We start from the raw sequence: 16,128 nt of genomic DNA, 5'->3' as shown, positions 1-16,128 counted from the left end.
TGCAACCATGCCGACACCAAGGAAAGTTGAATCGGTCGCGACCCTCAAGAAGAAGCTGGAGAACGCGCAGGCGGTTGTCCTCGCCGATTTCACCGGCCTGAACGTCGACGGCGTCAGCCGTCTTCGCCGCGAGTTCCGCAAAAGCGGCTCCGAGTTCTTCGTCATCAAGAACACGCTGGGCCGCATCGCCGCGCGCGACATGAACATGGAGGGGCTCGGACGTTTCCTGGATCGCGGGCCGACCGGTTGGGCGCTGGCGATCGCCGATCCGGTCTCACCGGCGAAGATCCTCATGGACTTCGCGAGGGCGAACAACAACATCCCCGTGCTGAAGGGCGGGTTCGTCGGCGGATCCGTGCTGACCGCGGAGGAGATCCGGAGGTTCGCCGATCTGCCGCCGAAGCCGGTGCTTATCGCGCAGATCATGGGACTCGTGAACGCGCCCGCGCAAGGGATCGCGGGAACGCTCCGAGCGGTGATGACATCGCTCGCGGTCGCAGCCGATGAAATCCGAAAGAAGAAGGAGGGCGGCGGGTCGTAGTCTCGGGCGATCTACCGCCGGTTCGATCCATAGACGGATCGCCGCGGCCGGACGGCCGGCGCGGCGATCGGAAAGACGTAGAAACACCGGGGAGCGCGGACGCGAGCGCGCGTGCTCCGCGAGGAACCTGAAGGGCGGGATTTCCTGCTCTCTCAAGATCGGGAGGTACACATCATGACGAACGAGAATACGGCCACCAAATCGGCCGTCGAGGTCTCGCCCAAGATCGCGGAAGTGGTTTCGGCGATCGAGAAGCTCACCGTCCTGGAGGCGGCCGAGCTCGTGAAGGCTCTCGAGGATCGGTTCGGCGTGTCGGCGGCGCCCCAGGCGATGGCGATGCCGATGGGCGGGATGATGCCCGCGGGCGGCGAGGCCGCCGCGGCCGAGGAGCAGACGGAGTTCACCGTCCTCCTCACGTCGGCGGGGGACAAGAAGATTCAGGTCCTCAAGGTCGTGCGTGCGATCACCGGCCTCGGTCTAAAGGAAGCGAAGGATCTCGTCGACAACACCCCGAAGCCGATCAAGGAGGGGGTGAACAAGGAAGAGGCCGCGGACATCAAGGCCAAGATCGAGGAAGCGGGCGGCCAGGTCGAGGTGAAGTAAGCCGCGCTCGCTTGGGCCGAATCGTGAATGGTGTTCCGCCCGATGCCGCGCCGGGTTCGGAAGGCGAATCGCCTTTCGGATCCGCGCGCGGCCGAGTCGTCCGTTCATAGGGGAGATGGAAGATTGGCTATCCATTGGGTCGAGAGGTTGAGCTTCTCCAAGAACCCCGCCATCATGGACATCCCCAACCTTCTCGATGTGCAGCTCAGGTCTTTCGACTGGTTCCTTCAGGCCGACACGCCGCCCGACAAGCGGATGAACCACGGTCTGCAGGCCGTGTTCAACGAGATCTTTCCGATCGCGGATGCGCGCGGGAACTTCAGCCTCGAGTTCGTCTCGTACGGACTCGGGGAGCCGAAGTACGACGTTGACGAATGCCAGGAACGGGACGTCACGTTCGCCGCGCCTTTGAAGGCCACTCTCCGTCTCATCGTCAAGGAGACGGTGGACGGAGAGAAGAAGGTCAAGGAGGTCATCGAGCAAGAGGTCTACCTGGGCGAGCTCCCCATCATCACCGACAAGGGGACGTTCATCATCAACGGGGCCGAGCGGGTGATCGTGAGCCAGCTTCACCGTTCGCCGGGCGTCTTCTTCGATGAGGAGACGCATCCGAACGGCAAGCGGCTCTTCGCGGCGAGGGTGATTCCCTACCGCGGCTCGTGGGTCGAGTTCACGACGGACATCAACGACATCATGTACGCCCACATCGACCGGAAGCGGAAGCTCCCGGTGACGATCCTCCTTCGGGCGCTCGGTTATTCGTCCGATGCCTCCATCCTCGAGCTGTTCTACGAGATCGAAGAGATCCACTTCAGTTCGTATCGGAAGAAGGACGAGCTCGTCGGGCGCATCCTCGCATCGGACATCGTCGACGAAAGGTCGGGGACCGGAGAGGTCCTCGCGCAGACGAACGAGGAGATCGCTCTCCAGCTTCTCGAGAGGATGCGTGAGGCGAAGGTCGGCAATGTGCGCCTTCTCGTTCCGAACGAGGAGAAGGACGCGCAAGTGATTCGGAACACGCTCGCCAAGGACACGACCGGCGGCGAGGAAGACGCGCTGAAGCGCATTTACAATCTGCTTCGCCCCGGCGATCCGCCGAGCATGGAGACAGCGCGTTCCCTGCTCGACCGGCTTTTCTTCAACGCGAGACGCTACGACCTCGCGCCGGTCGGCCGATACAAACTGAACCGGCGTCTCGGACTGCAGGTCCCCGACCACGAAACCACTCTGACCAAAGAGGATTTCGTTCGGGTCGTCGATCAGCTTCTCCGCCGGCGGGCCGGGAAGGACGAACCGGACGACATCGACCATCTCGGAAACCGCAGGCTCCGGTCGGTCGGCGAGCTTCTCGCGATTCAGTTCTCGATCGGGCTCAGCCGCATGGCGCGGATCATCAAGGAGAGGATGAGCCTCGGGGACACCGAGAACATCGCTCCCTACGACCTCATCAACGCCCGGACGATTTCCGCGGTGATCAAGACGTTCTTCGGAAGCTCGCAGCTTTCACAGTTCATGGATCAAACGAACCCGCTCGCCGAGCTGACGCATAAGCGGCGGCTCTCGGCGCTCGGACCGGGCGGTCTCACGCGGGAGCGCGCGGGGTTCGAGGTGCGGGACGTTCACTACACGCACTACGGGCGCATCTGCCCGATCGAGACGCCGGAAGGGCCGAACATCGGCCTGATCAGCTCCCTCTCGACTTACGCGCGCGTCAACGACTACGGGTTCCTCGAGACGCCGTACCGGAAGGTCGTGAAGGGGAGAGCGACCGATGAGATCGAGTATCTTTCCGCCGACCAGGAGGACGACCGCATGGTCGTCCAGGCGAACACGCCTCTCGATGCGAACGGCCGGATCATTCCGGAGCGTCTGACCGCAAGGTTCTGGAGCGACTACCCGGTGGTGGATCGCGATCAGGTCGAGTACATGGACGTCTCGCCGATGCAGATCGTGAGCGCGGCCGCGGCGCTGATCCCCTTCCTAGAGAACGATGACGCCAACCGCGCCCTCATGGGCTCGAACATGCAGCGCCAGTCCGTGCCCCTCTTGCGGCCCGAGGCGCCGATCGTCGGCACGGGGCTCGAGCGGCGCGTGGCGTTCGACTCGGGCGTGCTCGTGACCGCGAAGCACTCGGGAACGGTCGAGAGCGTCTCGGCGGACACGATCGTGATCAACTACTCGAAGGGGCGCGAGATCGACCTCACCGGTTTCGAGGGGCTGGAGCTCCACAAGCTGATCAAGTTCCGCCGCTCGAATCAAGACACGTGCGTGACGCAGAAGCCGCTCGTTCGCGCCGGCGACCGCGTGGAGGCCGGCGACGTGATCGCGGACGGGCCGGCCACGCAGAACGGGGAGCTCGCTCTCGGGGCGAACGTGCTCGTCGCTTTCATGCCGTGGAGCGGATACAACTTCGAGGACGCGATTCTCGTCAGCGAGAGGATCGTCAAGGAAGACCGATTCACATCGATTCACATCGAGGAGTTCGAGCTTCAGGTTCGCGACACGAAACGCGGTGTCGAGGAGATCACCCGAGAGATCCCGAACGTCGGAGAAGAAGCGGTGAAGAACCTCGACGAGGACGGGATCGTCCGAGTCGGCGCTCACGTCCGCGCGGGCGACATCCTCGTCGGGAAAGTGACTCCCAAGGGGGAGACGGAGCTCTCCCCGGAGGAGCGTCTCCTGAGGGCGATCTTCGGCGAGAAGGCGGGCGACGTGCGCGACGCGTCCCTCAAGGCTCCGCCGGGAATGGACGGTGTCGTAATCGACGTCAAGGTCTTCTCGCGGAAGGAGCGGGACGAGAGGGCGAAGCAGGAAGAGAAGAAGAAGGCGGCGGAGATCAAGCGCCGCATCAACAAGGAGATCAAGGGAATCCGCGACGTTCGGGACGAACGGATCCGCGACGTCCTTCTCGACAAGACGACGGCGCGCTTCTACTACCGGGGGACCGATGAGCACATCCGGGCCGGCCGCAAGTGGAACGAGCGCCTCTTCGAAGAGATCTCCTTCGACAAGGTGGACCCGAACGAACCCTTGACCGACGACACGCGCACGAACAACAAGGTGCGCTCGCTCCAGACCGCGGCGGAAGCGGCCATCGACAAGAAGGAGCGCGAGCTGCTCCGCGAGCTCGAACGGCTCTCGCGCGGCGACGAGCTCGCCCCCGGGGTCGTGAAGCTCGTGAAGGTTTACGTGGCGAAGAAACGCAAGATCTCCGTCGGCGACAAGATGGCCGGCCGTCACGGGAACAAGGGAGTCGTCGCCAAGGTCCTTCCGGAGGAGGACATGCCTTTCCTTGCGGACGGAACCCCGGTTGAGATCGTGCTGAACCCGCTCGGAGTCCCTTCGCGAATGAACCTCGGGCAGATCCTCGAGACGCATCTCGGCTTGGCGTGCAAGGCTCTCGGCATTCACGCCGCGTCGCCGGTCTTCGACGGCGCCGCGATCGAAGAGATCAAGGAAAAGCTTCGCGAGGCCGGTCTTCCGGAGGGCGGGAAGGCGGTACTGTACGACGGCCGCACGGGAGAACCGCTGAAGCACGAGGTGACGGTGGGATACATCTACATGCTGAAGCTCTCCCACTTGGTCGATGACAAGATCCACGCGCGCTCCATCGGTCCCTACTCGCTCGTGACGCAGCAGCCGCTCGGCGGCAAGGCGCAGTTCGGCGGCCAGCGCTTCGGAGAAATGGAGGTGTGGGCGCTCGAGGCGTACGGCGCGGCCTACACGCTTCAGGAGCTGCTGACCGTGAAGTCGGACGACGTCGTGGGCCGATCCAAAGTGTATGAAGCGATCGTGAAGGGGGAAAACCCGCCCCAACCTGGCATTCCCGAGTCGTTCAACGTGCTCGTGAAGGAACTCCAGTCGTTGGGTCTCGATATTTATCTCGAGCAGCAGAAGACCGAGTAACCATTCGCGAGCCGGCGCTCGCGAGGGGCGGCGTTGCCGCCTAGGGGGTCACTCAGGTGTACATGGGAAGAGAGAGAGAAGAGCGGCAGCCGGCATCGTTCGAGTCGATCCGGATTCAGCTCGCCTCGCCCGAGACCATCCTCGGTTGGTCGTACGGCGAGGTCACCAAGCCCGAGACGATCAACTATCGGTCGTTCAAACCGGAGAAGGACGGGCTCTTCTGCGAGAGGATCTTCGGGCCGGTGAAGGACTGGGAGTGCAACTGCGGGAAGTACAAGCGCATTCGCTACCGCGGGGTCGTTTGCGACCGCTGCGGCGTCGAGGTGACGCAAGCGAAAGTGCGCAGGGAGCGTTTGGGCCACATCAAGCTCGCGGTCCCGGTTTCCCATATTTGGTATTTCAAGGGAATTCCGAGCCGCATCGGACATCTTCTCGACATGTCGGTCCGGGATCTCGAGCGCATTCTGTACTACGAGTCGTACGTCGTCACCGACCCGAAGGACACGCCGCTCCAACTGAAGGAGCTGCTCTCCGAGGACCGTTTTCTCGCCCTCCGGAAGGAGTTCGGCGCGGACGGCTTCGATGCGGACATGGGGGCGGAGGCGATCAAGAAGCTCTTGAAGGCGGTCAGCATCGAGGATCTTTCGAACGATCTTCGGGTGATCGCCAAGACGGAGGTCTCCGTTCAGCGGAAGAAGGAGACCCTGAAGCGGCTCAAGGTGGTCGAAGCTTTCCGGAAGTCGGGGAACAAGCCGGAGTGGATGGTCCTCGACACCATCCCGGTTCTTCCGCCCGATCTTCGCCCGCTCGTTCCGCTCGAGGGCGGGCGATTCGCCACTTCGGACCTGAACGATCTTTACCGGCGGGTGATCAACCGGAACAACCGCCTCAAGAAGCTGATCGAGATCCGCGCGCCGGAAGTGATTCTCCGGAACGAGAAGCGAATGCTCCAGGAAGCGGTCGACGCGCTCTTCGACAACGGAAGAAGAACGCGCGCGGTGCGGGGCCCGGGGAACCGTCCCCTGAAGTCCCTCTCCGACATGCTCAAGGGAAAGCAGGGACGCTTCCGCCAGAACCTTCTCGGAAAGCGCGTGGACTACTCGGGGCGCTCAGTGATCGTGGTCGGGCCCGAGCTTCGGCTGCATCAATGCGGGCTGCCGAAGAACATGGCCCTCGAGCTCTTCAAGCCGTTCATCATCAAGAAGCTCGAGGACAAGGGCTACGTCCAGACGGTGAAGAGCGCGAAGAAGCTCGTCGAGCGCGAGAAGCCCGAGGTCTGGGACATTCTCGAGGAGATCATCAAGGACCACCCGGTCCTCTTGAACCGTGCGCCGACCCTGCACCGCCTGGGGATTCAGGCCTTCCAGCCGGTTCTCGTGGAGGGGAAGGCGATTCGGATCCACCCGCTCGTGTGCGCCGCATTCAACGCGGACTTTGACGGCGATCAGATGGCCGTGCACGTTCCGCTTTCATTCGAGGCGCAGATCGAGGCGCGCGTGCTCATGCTTTCGAGCAACAACATCCTGGCGCCGGCAAGCGGGAAGCCTCTCGCCTCGCCGACGCAGGACATCGTTCTTGGCCTTCACTTCCTCACCCATCCGAGGGACGGCGCGCGGGGAGAAGGGATGGCGTTCACGGACGCGGACGAGGTCGAATCCGCCTACGAGGCCGGGGTCGTCGAGCTGAACACGCGCATCAAGGCGCGCGTGAACGGGAAGCTTCTCGAAACGACCGTCGGGCGCATCTTCTTCAATCGAGTCGTCCCCGATGAGATCGGCTTCATCAACGAGTCTCTGCACAAGGGCTCGATCGAGGATCTCGTCGGCCGTTGCCATTCCCTGTTCGGTCCCGAGCGGACCGCGCAGTTCTTGGACGCGCTCAAGGATCTCGGCTTCTATTACGCGACGATCGCCGGCATCACGGTCGGCATCGACGATGTAATGGTCCCCCCCGAGAAGGAAGGGTTGATCCAGGCCGCGTGGGCTCAGGTGCGCAAGATCCAGGACGCATACGACAGCGGCCACATCCACGATCTCGAGCGCTACAACAAGATCATCGACATCTGGACTCACTGCACGAACGAGGTCGCCGACAACATGTTCCGGCGGATGGGCGAGTCGGAGAGGGGCTTCAACCCGATCTTCATGATGGCGGACTCCCGCTCCCGCGGATCGAAGGAGCAGATCCGCCAGCTCGCCGGAATGCGCGGTCTCATGGCGAAACCCCAAAAGAAACTCACCGGAGGGGTGGGCGAGATCATCGAGTCCCCGATCGTCTCCAACTTCCGCGAGGGTCTCAACGTGCTCGAGTACTTCATCTCGACGCACGGCGCCCGCAAGGGACTCGCGGACACCGCTCTGAAGACCGCCGACGCCGGGTACCTCACGCGCCGCCTGGTGGACGTGGCGCAGGACGTCATCATCACCGAGGATGACTGCGGCACGATTCTCGGCCTCGACATCTCCCCTCTCAAAGAAGGGGAGAAGATCATCGAACCGCTCGCGGATCGCGTTCTCGGTCGCGTCGCGGTTGAGGACGTGATCGACCCGATCACCGGCGAGACGATCGTCGAGTCCGGACAGGAAATCCGCGAGGAGCACGCGGAGAAGATCGACCAGGCAGGAATCGAGTGGATCAGAATCCGGTCCGTGCTGACCTGCGAGACGAAGCGCGGCGTCTGCGCGAAGTGCTACGGCCGCAATCTCGCAAACGGGCGCATGGTGAGCCTCGGCGAGGCGGCGGGCGTGATCGCCGCGCAGTCGATCGGCGAGCCGGGCACCCAGCTCACCCTTCGAACCTTCCATATCGGCGGCGCCGCCGCGCGCATCACCGAGGAGAACTATCTCAACGCGCGGTTGGCCGGGAAGATCCGCTTCAGCGAGCGCGTGCGGCTTCTGAAGCTCACGGACGGCTCGCACGTATCGATCGGGCGCCACGGAGAGGTGGAGGTTCTGGACCAGGAAGACCGGGTGCGGGCCAAGCACCGGATTCCGTACGGCGCGAACGTGAAGGTGAAGGACGGCCAGCATGTCGCCGAGGGGGACCCCATCTTTGAGTGGGATCCGTATTCGGCGCCGATTCTCTCCGAGAAGAAGGGACAGGTGAAGTTCGTCGACATCATCGAGGACATCACCGTTCGCGAGGAGTTGGACGACAAGACGGGCCGCAGGCAGCGCGTCATCATCGACGTTCGCGAGAAGAACCTGCACCCCACGATCCGAATCCTCGCGCCCGGCGGGCGGAAGGTGGCCGAGTATCTCATCCCGACCGGAGCGCGGCTCGACTGCCAGGACGGAGAAGAGATCGAGGGCGGGCAGGTCCTCGCCAAGATGCCGCGCGAGATTTCAAAGACTCGGGACATCACCGGAGGTCTCCCGCGCGTCGCCGAGCTCTTCGAGGCGCGCAAGCCGAAGGACGCCGCGGTCGTGACCGAGATCAACGGGATCGTGAAGTTCTCGGGGCGCGTCCGCGGAATGCGGCGGTTGGTCGTGGCGCACGAGTCGGGCGCGGAGAAGGAATACCTGATCCCGCACGGCAAGCACCTGATGGTCCGAGAGGGGGACCACGTCAACGCGGGCGAACCTCTCTCCGAGGGACCGATCAACCCGCACGACATCCTTCGCATCAAGGGGAACAACGCGGTTCAGGAGTATCTGGTCAACGAGATCCAAGAGGTTTACCGGCTCCAAGGCGTCCGCATCAACGACAAGCACATCGAGGTGATCGTGCGCCAGATGCTGCAGAAGGTTCGGATCGAGGATCCGGGCGACACGGTCTTTCTCGAGGGAGATCAGGTGTCGAAGGCGCTTGTGCGCGACGAGAATGAGCGCCTCGTCGCGGAGGGGGGAAAGCCCGCCACGTTCCAGCCGCTTCTGCTCGGCATCACGAAGGCGTCTCTCTCGACCGAGAGCTTCGTCTCGGCCGCTTCGTTCCAGGAGACGACCCGGGTGCTGACGGAAGCAGCGATTCGGGGGGCGACCGACCATCTCCTCGGGCTGAAAGAGAACGTGATCATGGGGAACCTGATCCCGGCGGGGACGGGCGTCGGGCATTGCCGCCGGATCCGCCTGGAGGAGCCCGAACCGCTCGAAGAGGAGCAGCAAGTCGTTGCGGCGGAAGCAGATCTGGAGCCGGAAGAGCCGGGGGACGAGCAGGAAAAAATTCTTGACAGCAAGTAGAAAGGCGGAGACAATAGCAGTTCTATGCCTTTGAACTGAAACGGGTTCCGTCTCGGAGGGTGCGTTTTTGCCCACGATCAATCAGCTGGTCCGCAAGGGCCGCAAGGTCTTGAAAAAGAAGACGAAAGCGCCGGCGCTGCAGAGCTCGCCGCAGAAGCGCGGGGTCTGCATTCGCGTGTACACGACCTCCCCGAAGAAGCCGAACTCGGCGCTCAGGAAGGTGGCTCGTGTGCGGCTCCAAAACGGAATCGAGGTGACGAGCTACATTCCCGGGGAAGGGCACAACCTGCAGGAGCATTCCCTCGTTCTCGTGAGAGGGGGCAGGGTGAAGGACCTTCCCGGAGTTCGTTATCACATCGTCCGCGGGGCGCTCGACGCCTCGGGGGTAGAAGGACGAACGCAGAGCCGTTCCAAGTACGGAACGCGGAGACCGAAGAAGTAGAAGCCATGCCGAGGAAGAAATACGTTCCGCGCAGCAATCCCTTGCCGGATCCGGTTCACGGGAGCCTTCTCGTGACCAAGTTCATCAGCTCGCTCATGAGCCGCGGCAAGAGGAGCACGGCGGAGAGGGTGTTCTATCGGGCGATGGATATCATCGAGCAGAAGACCGGCCAGCCGGGCATCACGGTCTTCAAGCAGGCGATCTCCAACGCGAAGCCCGTTCTCGAGGTGAAGTCCCGCAGGGTCGGCGGCGCCACGTATCAGGTTCCCGTCGAGGTCCGCCCGGAACGGCGGACGTCCCTTGCGATTCGTTGGATCATCGACTACTCCACGGCGCGATCGGAGAAGTCGATGGAGGAGAAACTGGCCGCGGAGCTTGTGGCCGCTTCGAAGAAAGAAGGGGGCACGATCAAGAAGAGAGAGGACACGCACAAGATGGCGGAAGCGAACAAGGCTTTCGCCCACTACCGTTGGTAGTGTCCAAGCGTAACCGTTCCCAACCAGTCGTGGGATGACGAATTGGGTCTGACAAGAGTTACGAGAATCCTCCTACTTCCTGAAACGCCAAGCGCTACCGCGTGTTCGAGGTCGCGCGAGTCCCGCCGCGACGAACGGTCGAAGAGAGCGTCGCGGGAGATGGGTGAGCGAGAGGTCCGTCATGGGTCGTCAATACGCGCTCGAGAAGGTGCGCAACATCGGTATCATGGCGCATATCGATGCCGGGAAGACGACCACCACCGAGCGGATTCTCTACTACACCGGCCGGGTTCATCGGATGGGCGAGGTGCACGACGGCACGACCGTCATGGATTGGATGGACCTGGAGCGGGAACGCGGGATCACCATTACGTCGGCCGCGACGACCTGCTTCTGGAAAGACTGCAGGGTTAACATAATCGATACGCCCGGGCACGTCGACTTCACGGTCGAGGTGGAGCGGTCTCTCCGGGTCTTGGACGGAGCCGTCGCGGTCTTTTGCTCCGTCGGCGGCGTGGAGCCGCAGTCGGAGACCGTGTGGCGGCAGGCGGACAAGTACGGCATCCCGCGGCTCGCCTTCATCAACAAGATGGACCGGCTGGGGGCCGACTTTCGCCGGGTGGTGCGCATGATGCGCGAGAAGCTCGGGGCGAATGCCGTACGGATCCAGATCCCGACGGGGGAAGGAGAGCGCTTTCGGGGTCTTGTCGATCTCGTGCGCATGAAGATGGTCGTGTACGACGACGAATCGCTTGGCGCGCAGTTCCGCGAGGAGGAGATCCCCGCGGAGTTCGCCGCCGAAGCGAACGAGGCGCGCGCGGAGCTTCTCGAGGCGATCGCGGAGTACGACGACGCGTTTCTCGAGAAGTACGTCGAGGGGCGCCCCGTCTCCGAGGAGGACGTCCGACGGGCGATCCGCGCGGCGACGGTCGGCGTTCACGTCATGCCGGTTCTTTGCGGATCGGCGCTCCGGAACAAAGGAGTCCAGAGACTCCTCGACGCGGTCGTGGAGTATCTCCCTTCCCCGACCGACGTCCCGCCGATCGAGGGGACGCATCCGACGACCGGCAAGACGCTGGCGCGGAGGCCCTCGGACGGCGAGCCGTTCTCTGCGCTCGCGTTCAAAATCAGCGCCGACTACTACGTCGGCAAGCTCTCGTATCTGCGGGCGTACTCGGGGACGCTGAAGAGCGGGGATGTCGTCCTGAACCCGAGAACGGGCCGCAAGGAGCGGATCGGAAGGATCCTTCAGATGCACGCGAACAAGCAGACCGAGATCGACGAGATCTTCGCCGGCGATATCGTCGCGGCGGTCGGTCTGAAGAACGTGGTCACGGGGGATACGCTCTGCGATCTGAAGCATCCGATCGCCCTCGAGTCGATGACCTTCCCGAATCCGGTGATCTCGGTCGCCATCGAACCCAAGACGAAAGCGGACGAGGAGAAGCTCTCCTCGTCGCTCGCGCGCATGGCCGAGGAGGATCCGACGTTCCGCTATCGGGTCGACGAAGAGACCGGCCAGACGATCATCTCCGGGATGGGAGAGCTTCATCTCGACGTGATCACAACGCGCATGGCGCGGGAGTTCGGTGTCGGGGCGAACATCGGCAAGCCGCAGGTCGCGTACCGGGAAACGATCCGCGGCACGGCTCGTTCGGATATGAAGTTCGTTCGTCAGAGCGGCGGGCGCGGCCAATACGCGCACGTGATCCTCGAGGTCGCGTCGATCGACGCGGCGAAGCAGTTCGAGTTCGAGAACGGCATCTCGTCCGACGTGATCCCGAGGCAATTCCTCGGGCCGATCGAGCAGGGCCTGCGGGGAGCGATGGGGAGCGGCGTCTTGGCCGGCTACGAGATGACCGGGATCCGTGCGCGTCTCGTCGGAGGTTCGTATCACGACGTCGATTCGACCGACGTCGCCTTCGGCACCGCCGCGTCGATGGCTCTCCAGGATGCCGTCCGGCAGGCGGATCCGATTCTACTCGAGCCGATGATGACGGTCGAGGTCGTGGTTCCCGAGGAGTTTCTCGGGCCGGTGATCGGAGACCTCAACGGGCGTCGCGGGCAGATTTCCGGAAGCGCGCAGAGGGCGGACGCGAAGATCGTGACGGCGATCGTTCCGCTCGTGGAGATGTTCGGCTACGCGACGGCGATCCGGTCGCTGACGCAGGGGCGCGCGCTCTACACGATGCAGTTCCTGCGATACGAGGAGATTCCCTCGAGGATCGCGGCTGCGCTGATCAGCCGAATGAGGGGTCTCTAGGCGGATGGAGCCGGTAAGAGCAAACGGGGACGCGGCGAGGAGCGCGAATCGGATGGATGCTTCGGGCTCGTCCCGCGATCTCTTGAATCGTGAACGAAAAGCGACGCGGCGCCCGCGAGGCGGACGCCCCTCGGGAGAGCATACGGTAGGCGCGGCGTAGCCGACGCCGCGGAGGTGAGAAACGTGGCAGGTCAGAGAATACGCATTCGGTTGCGCGCCTACGACCATGAGGTTCTCGACAAGTCGACGGCGGAGATCGTGCAGACGGCGAAGAGAACCGGCGCCCGGATTTCGGGACCGATTCCGCTCCCGACGAAGAAGACCGTCTACACGGTTCTTCGGTCGCCGCACATCGACAAGAAGTCGCGGGAACAGTTCGAGATCCGCACGCACAAGCGTTTGATCGAGATCTTCGACTCCACGCCGCAGACGATCGACGCCCTGGGCCGGCTCGATCTTCCCGCCGGGGTCGATATCGAGATCAAGGTGTAAGGGAGCGAATCATGGCGGAAGCAATGCTCCAGACTTTCGAGGGCCGGGAGAAGGGAACGGTCGCGCTCCCGGATTTCGCATTTGCGGTCCGGCCCAGGCAGCAGGCGGTCTACGAGGCGGTGAAGGCCCTCCTGGCGAACCAGAGGCAGGGGACCTCGTCGACCAAGACTCGGCACGAGGTGTCGGGGTCCGGAAAGAAGCCGTGGCGGCAGAAGGGGACGGGACGCGCTCGATCGGGGACGTCGACGTCCCCCCTCTGGGTCGGGGGCGGGCGGATCCACGGACCGCACCCGCGGGACTACACGATGCGCATCCCGAAGAAGATCCGCCGCTTGGCGCTCCTCTCGGTTCTCTCGGACAAGGCGGGGCGAGGCGCGATCACCGTGATCGACGCGTGCCCCCGGATGGACGCGCCGAAGAGCAAAGTGTTCGCGGATTTCTGGAAACGCGTCGCGAAGGACCGGGAGAAGTGTCTCTTGGTGCTCGACCGGTTCGACGAGAACGTCTTCAAGTCGGTGCGGAATCTTCCGCGCCTGGCCGTCACGACCGTCGGCAACCTGAACACGTACGACGCCGTCCGCGTCGGCAGGGTCGTTTTCACCGCCGAGGCGCTCCGGGCGATCGAGAAAGCGGAGTAGGACCATGGAGGCGAGGAAGATCGTTCTCAGGCCGGTGGTGACGGAAAAGACGTCGAACCTTCGCGCCGCCGAAAACAAGTACGTGTTCGAGGTCGCGACGGACGCGAACAAGATCCAGATCAAGGCCGCGGTAGAGGAGATCTTTAAGGTTCATGTGGAAAAGATCACCACATGGTACGCGCGGGGGAAGCTCCGCCGCCGCGGGCGTTTCGTCGGGAAGACGCCGGATCGAAAGCGCGCGGCGGTGACCGTCCGAAAGGGCGAGAGCATACCGGTCTTCGAGCAGGTCTAAGCCTCGCCGCCCGCCGGCGGGGGGCTTCGGAGAAGGAACGGCACGATGGGCATTCGGAAATTCAAGCCGACGACCTCGACGCTCCGATACCGGGCGGTCTCCGATTTCGCGGAGATCACCAAGGATAAGCCGCGGAAGGAGCTCGTGGAGCCTCTGCGGAAGAACTCGGGGCGCAACAACCAGGGGCGGATCACGGTCCGGCATCAGGGCGGCGGCCACAAGCGCCGTTACCGCCTGATCGACTTCCGCAGGGACAAGGGCGGGGTGCCCGGCCGCGTGGAGAGCATCGAGTACGATCCGAACCGTTCGGCGCGGATCGCGTTGGTTCTGTACGCGGACGGAGAGCGCCGCTACATCCTCGCGCCGCACGGCGTGAAGGTCGGCGATCCGATTCAGGACGGCCCCGAGTCGGAGATCCGCGAGGGGAACTCGCTTCCGATCCGGAGAATCCCGCTCGGAAGCCAGATCCACAATATCGAGATGCGGCCCGGGAAGGGGGCGCAGATCGCCAGGAGCGCCGGCACGTACGCGCAGCTTCTTGCGAAGGAAGGGAAGTACGCGGTCCTTCGCTTGCCGTCGGGCGAGATCCGCCAGGTTCATTTGGAGTGCCGGGCGACGGTCGGACAGGTCGGCAACATCGAGCACGAGAACCAAGTAGGCGGCAAGGCGGGGCGTTCGCGCTGGCTCGGACGGCGGCCGAGCGTGCGCGGCGTCGCGATGAACCCGATCGATCACCCGCACGGCGGCGGCGAGGGGAGGTCCTCGGGCGGCCGCCACCCCGTCACGCCGTGGGGCGTCCCGACCCGCGGGTACAAGACGAGGAAGAGACGGAAGAAATCGGACGAGGTGATCATCAGGCGCCGCAAGAAGTAGTCGCGGAGCCCGGAGGAAGATATGGCCCGATCGCTGAAGAAAGGTCCCTTCATCGACGAGCATCTCTCGAAGAAGATCGAGAAGATGAATCGGAGCGGCGATCGCCAAGTCATCAAGACCTGGTCGCGCCGATCCACCATCTCGCCGGAGTTCGTGGGCCACACGCTCGCGGTTCACAATGGGAACAAGTTCATACCGGTGTACATCACCGAGAACATGGTGGGCCACAAGCTCGGGGAGTTCGCTCCCACGCGCACGTTCCGCGCGCACGGAGGCAAGAAAGAGAAGTCGAAGGCGCCGGCCTCGAAGTGAGGCGCGTTCGGTGCGGTCGAAAGGGCTGAGGGATGGAAGGAAAGACTGAGAAGTCGGGCGAGGCCAAGGCTCACGCTCGCTACACGAGGATTCCTCCGCGGAAGGCCCGCATGGTGCTTCGCCTCATTCAGGGGCGCGGGGTGGAGGAGTCGCTCCGGACGCTGCGCGCGGCCCATGTCCGCGGGGCGCGGATCATCACCAAGATCCTGAACTCCGCGGTGGCGAACGCCCTGGCCGGCGAAGGGACCATGAAGATCCAGAGCAGCGATCTGTACGTGAAGACGGCGTACGCCAACGAGGGGCCCATGCTCCGGCGCTTTCTGCCTCGGGCGATGGGAAGGGCGACGAGGATCCGGAAACGCTCGAGCCATATCACGATCGTCGTGGGGCTTCGCAAGACCGCGAAGGGGGAGAAGTAGTTTGGGCCAGAAAACGAATCCGGTCGGTCTCCGGCTCGGCATCATCAAGACGTGGGACTCGCGGTGGTTCGCGACGAGGAACTACGCGAACCTTCTGAAGGAAGACCTCTTCATCCGGAAGTACATCCGGACCCGGCTGCAGCGCGCCGGGATCGCCAAGGTCGAGATCGACCGGGCGCCGAAGAAGGTCACGATCATGATTCATACGGCGCGTCCCGGGATCGTGATCGGACGCAAGGGGCAGGAAGTCGACCAGCTCCGCGACGAGCTTCAGCACCTCACGAAGAAAGAGATCTACATCAACATCAAAGAGGTCGATCGCGCGGAGACCAACGCCCAGCTCATCGCCGAGCACATCGCCCACCAGCTCGTGGGGCGGGTCTCGTTCCGCCGCACGATGAAGAAGGCGGTTTCCTCGGCCATGCGCATGGGGGCGAAGGGGATCAAGATCGGCTGTGCCGGGCGCCTCGGCGGCTCGGAGATGGCCCGAAGCGAGGGATATAAGGAAGGACGCATCCCTCTCCACACGTTGAGGGCGGACATCGATTTCGCGCAGGCGACCGCCATCACGACGTTCGGTTGTATCGGCGTGAAAGTTTGGGTCTTCAAGGGAGAGGTGATTGGGAGGAAGAGGGGCGGATGGGGCGAACCCGCCGCGGGGCACGCGGCGGGCGAGCGCCGCTAAGAAAGGGC

At 63.7% G+C, this 16,128-nt stretch carries 14 protein-coding genes; all 14 read left to right on the top strand.

All coding sequences use genetic code 11. From position 1 onward, the window contains the following. The first annotated feature begins 7 nt into the window (after positions 1-7). The 14 genes from FJY73_04135 to rpsC all read left to right on the top strand — a co-directional run bounded on the left by FJY73_04135 (position 8) and on the right by rpsC (position 16,120). Positions 8-541, top strand: a complete 534-nt coding sequence (locus FJY73_04135; GenBank protein ID MBM3319849.1) for a 50S ribosomal protein L10 — start codon at positions 8-10, stop codon at positions 539-541. Between the two features lie 174 nt (positions 542-715). Further along, a complete protein-coding gene (gene rplL / locus FJY73_04130; GenBank protein MBM3319848.1) occupies positions 716-1,144 on the top strand; it encodes a 50S ribosomal protein L7/L12 in 429 nt (142 codons plus the stop codon). 42 nt (positions 1,145-1,186) lie between these two features. Then, complete coding sequence (rpoB, locus tag FJY73_04125; GenBank protein ID MBM3319847.1) at positions 1,187-5,050, top strand: DNA-directed RNA polymerase subunit beta; 3,864 nt, start codon at positions 1,187-1,189, stop codon at positions 5,048-5,050. A 62-nt stretch (positions 5,051-5,112) separates the two neighbouring features. Beyond that, complete coding sequence (rpoC, locus tag FJY73_04120; GenBank protein MBM3319846.1) at positions 5,113-9,228, top strand: DNA-directed RNA polymerase subunit beta'; 4,116 nt, start codon at positions 5,113-5,115, stop codon at positions 9,226-9,228. A 67-nt stretch (positions 9,229-9,295) separates the two neighbouring features. Next, positions 9,296-9,670 (top strand): 30S ribosomal protein S12, encoded by a 375-nt coding sequence (locus FJY73_04115; GenBank protein ID MBM3319845.1) that lies wholly within the window; start codon positions 9,296-9,298, stop codon positions 9,668-9,670. A 5-nt stretch (positions 9,671-9,675) separates the two neighbouring features. Then, the gene (gene rpsG, locus FJY73_04110; GenBank protein ID MBM3319844.1) at positions 9,676-10,146 is read left to right on the top strand and encodes a 30S ribosomal protein S7; all 471 of its coding nucleotides are present in this window, start codon (positions 9,676-9,678) and stop codon (positions 10,144-10,146) included. Positions 10,147-10,327: 181 nt separating this feature from the next. Then, entirely contained in the window at positions 10,328-12,409 is a 2,082-nt protein-coding gene (fusA, locus tag FJY73_04105; protein MBM3319843.1) for an elongation factor G, read from the top strand. A 183-nt stretch (positions 12,410-12,592) separates the two neighbouring features. Next, positions 12,593-12,901, top strand: coding sequence for a 30S ribosomal protein S10 (gene rpsJ, locus FJY73_04100; protein ID MBM3319842.1), 309 nt, complete (start codon positions 12,593-12,595; stop codon positions 12,899-12,901). A gap of 11 nt (positions 12,902-12,912) precedes the next feature. Beyond that, positions 12,913-13,539, top strand: a complete 627-nt coding sequence (rplD, locus tag FJY73_04095) for a 50S ribosomal protein L4 (GenBank protein MBM3319841.1) — start codon at positions 12,913-12,915, stop codon at positions 13,537-13,539. A gap of 4 nt (positions 13,540-13,543) precedes the next feature. Then, on the top strand, positions 13,544-13,831 hold the full coding sequence (locus FJY73_04090) for a 50S ribosomal protein L23 (GenBank protein ID MBM3319840.1): 288 nt from the start codon (positions 13,544-13,546) through the stop codon (positions 13,829-13,831). Between the two features lie 45 nt (positions 13,832-13,876). Next, on the top strand, positions 13,877-14,704 hold the full coding sequence (gene rplB, locus FJY73_04085; protein MBM3319839.1) for a 50S ribosomal protein L2: 828 nt from the start codon (positions 13,877-13,879) through the stop codon (positions 14,702-14,704). Between the two features lie 21 nt (positions 14,705-14,725). Next, positions 14,726-15,016, top strand: coding sequence for a 30S ribosomal protein S19 (gene rpsS / locus FJY73_04080; GenBank protein MBM3319838.1), 291 nt, complete (start codon positions 14,726-14,728; stop codon positions 15,014-15,016). A gap of 32 nt (positions 15,017-15,048) precedes the next feature. Then, positions 15,049-15,435, top strand: coding sequence for a 50S ribosomal protein L22 (rplV, locus tag FJY73_04075; protein ID MBM3319837.1), 387 nt, complete (start codon positions 15,049-15,051; stop codon positions 15,433-15,435). Position 15,436: 1 nt separating this feature from the next. Next, positions 15,437-16,120, top strand: coding sequence for a 30S ribosomal protein S3 (rpsC, locus tag FJY73_04070; protein ID MBM3319836.1), 684 nt, complete (start codon positions 15,437-15,439; stop codon positions 16,118-16,120). Positions 16,121-16,128 lie beyond the last annotated feature (8 nt).

It is taken from the genome of Candidatus Eisenbacteria bacterium (assembly GCA_016867715.1).
Taxonomy (GTDB): Bacteria; Orphanbacterota; Orphanbacteria; order Orphanbacterales; family Orphanbacteraceae; genus VGIW01.
The sequence above is the reverse complement of the archived record's forward strand: the minus strand, read 5'-3'. Positions and strand labels throughout refer to the sequence as shown.

Excerpts from the sequence above, each read along its gene's own strand:
- rplL (MBM3319848.1), top strand. The coding sequence starts at position 716 with ATGACGAACGAGAATACGGCCACCAAATCGGCCGTCGAGGTCTCGCCC.
- FJY73_04135 (MBM3319849.1), top strand. The coding sequence starts at position 8 with ATGCCGACACCAAGGAAAGTTGAATCGGTCGCGACCCTCAAGAAGAAG.
- fusA (MBM3319843.1), top strand. The coding sequence starts at position 10,328 with ATGGGTCGTCAATACGCGCTCGAGAAGGTGCGCAACATCGGTATCATG.
- rplD (MBM3319841.1), top strand. The coding sequence starts at position 12,913 with ATGGCGGAAGCAATGCTCCAGACTTTCGAGGGCCGGGAGAAGGGAACG.
- rpsS (MBM3319838.1), top strand. The coding sequence starts at position 14,726 with ATGGCCCGATCGCTGAAGAAAGGTCCCTTCATCGACGAGCATCTCTCG.
- FJY73_04090 (MBM3319840.1), top strand. The coding sequence starts at position 13,544 with ATGGAGGCGAGGAAGATCGTTCTCAGGCCGGTGGTGACGGAAAAGACG.
- rplV (MBM3319837.1), top strand. The coding sequence starts at position 15,049 with ATGGAAGGAAAGACTGAGAAGTCGGGCGAGGCCAAGGCTCACGCTCGC.
- rpoC (MBM3319846.1), top strand. The coding sequence starts at position 5,113 with ATGGGAAGAGAGAGAGAAGAGCGGCAGCCGGCATCGTTCGAGTCGATC.
- rpoB (MBM3319847.1), top strand. The coding sequence starts at position 1,187 with ATGCCGCGCCGGGTTCGGAAGGCGAATCGCCTTTCGGATCCGCGCGCG.
- rplB (MBM3319839.1), top strand. The coding sequence starts at position 13,877 with ATGGGCATTCGGAAATTCAAGCCGACGACCTCGACGCTCCGATACCGG.
- rpsG (MBM3319844.1), top strand. The coding sequence starts at position 9,676 with ATGCCGAGGAAGAAATACGTTCCGCGCAGCAATCCCTTGCCGGATCCG.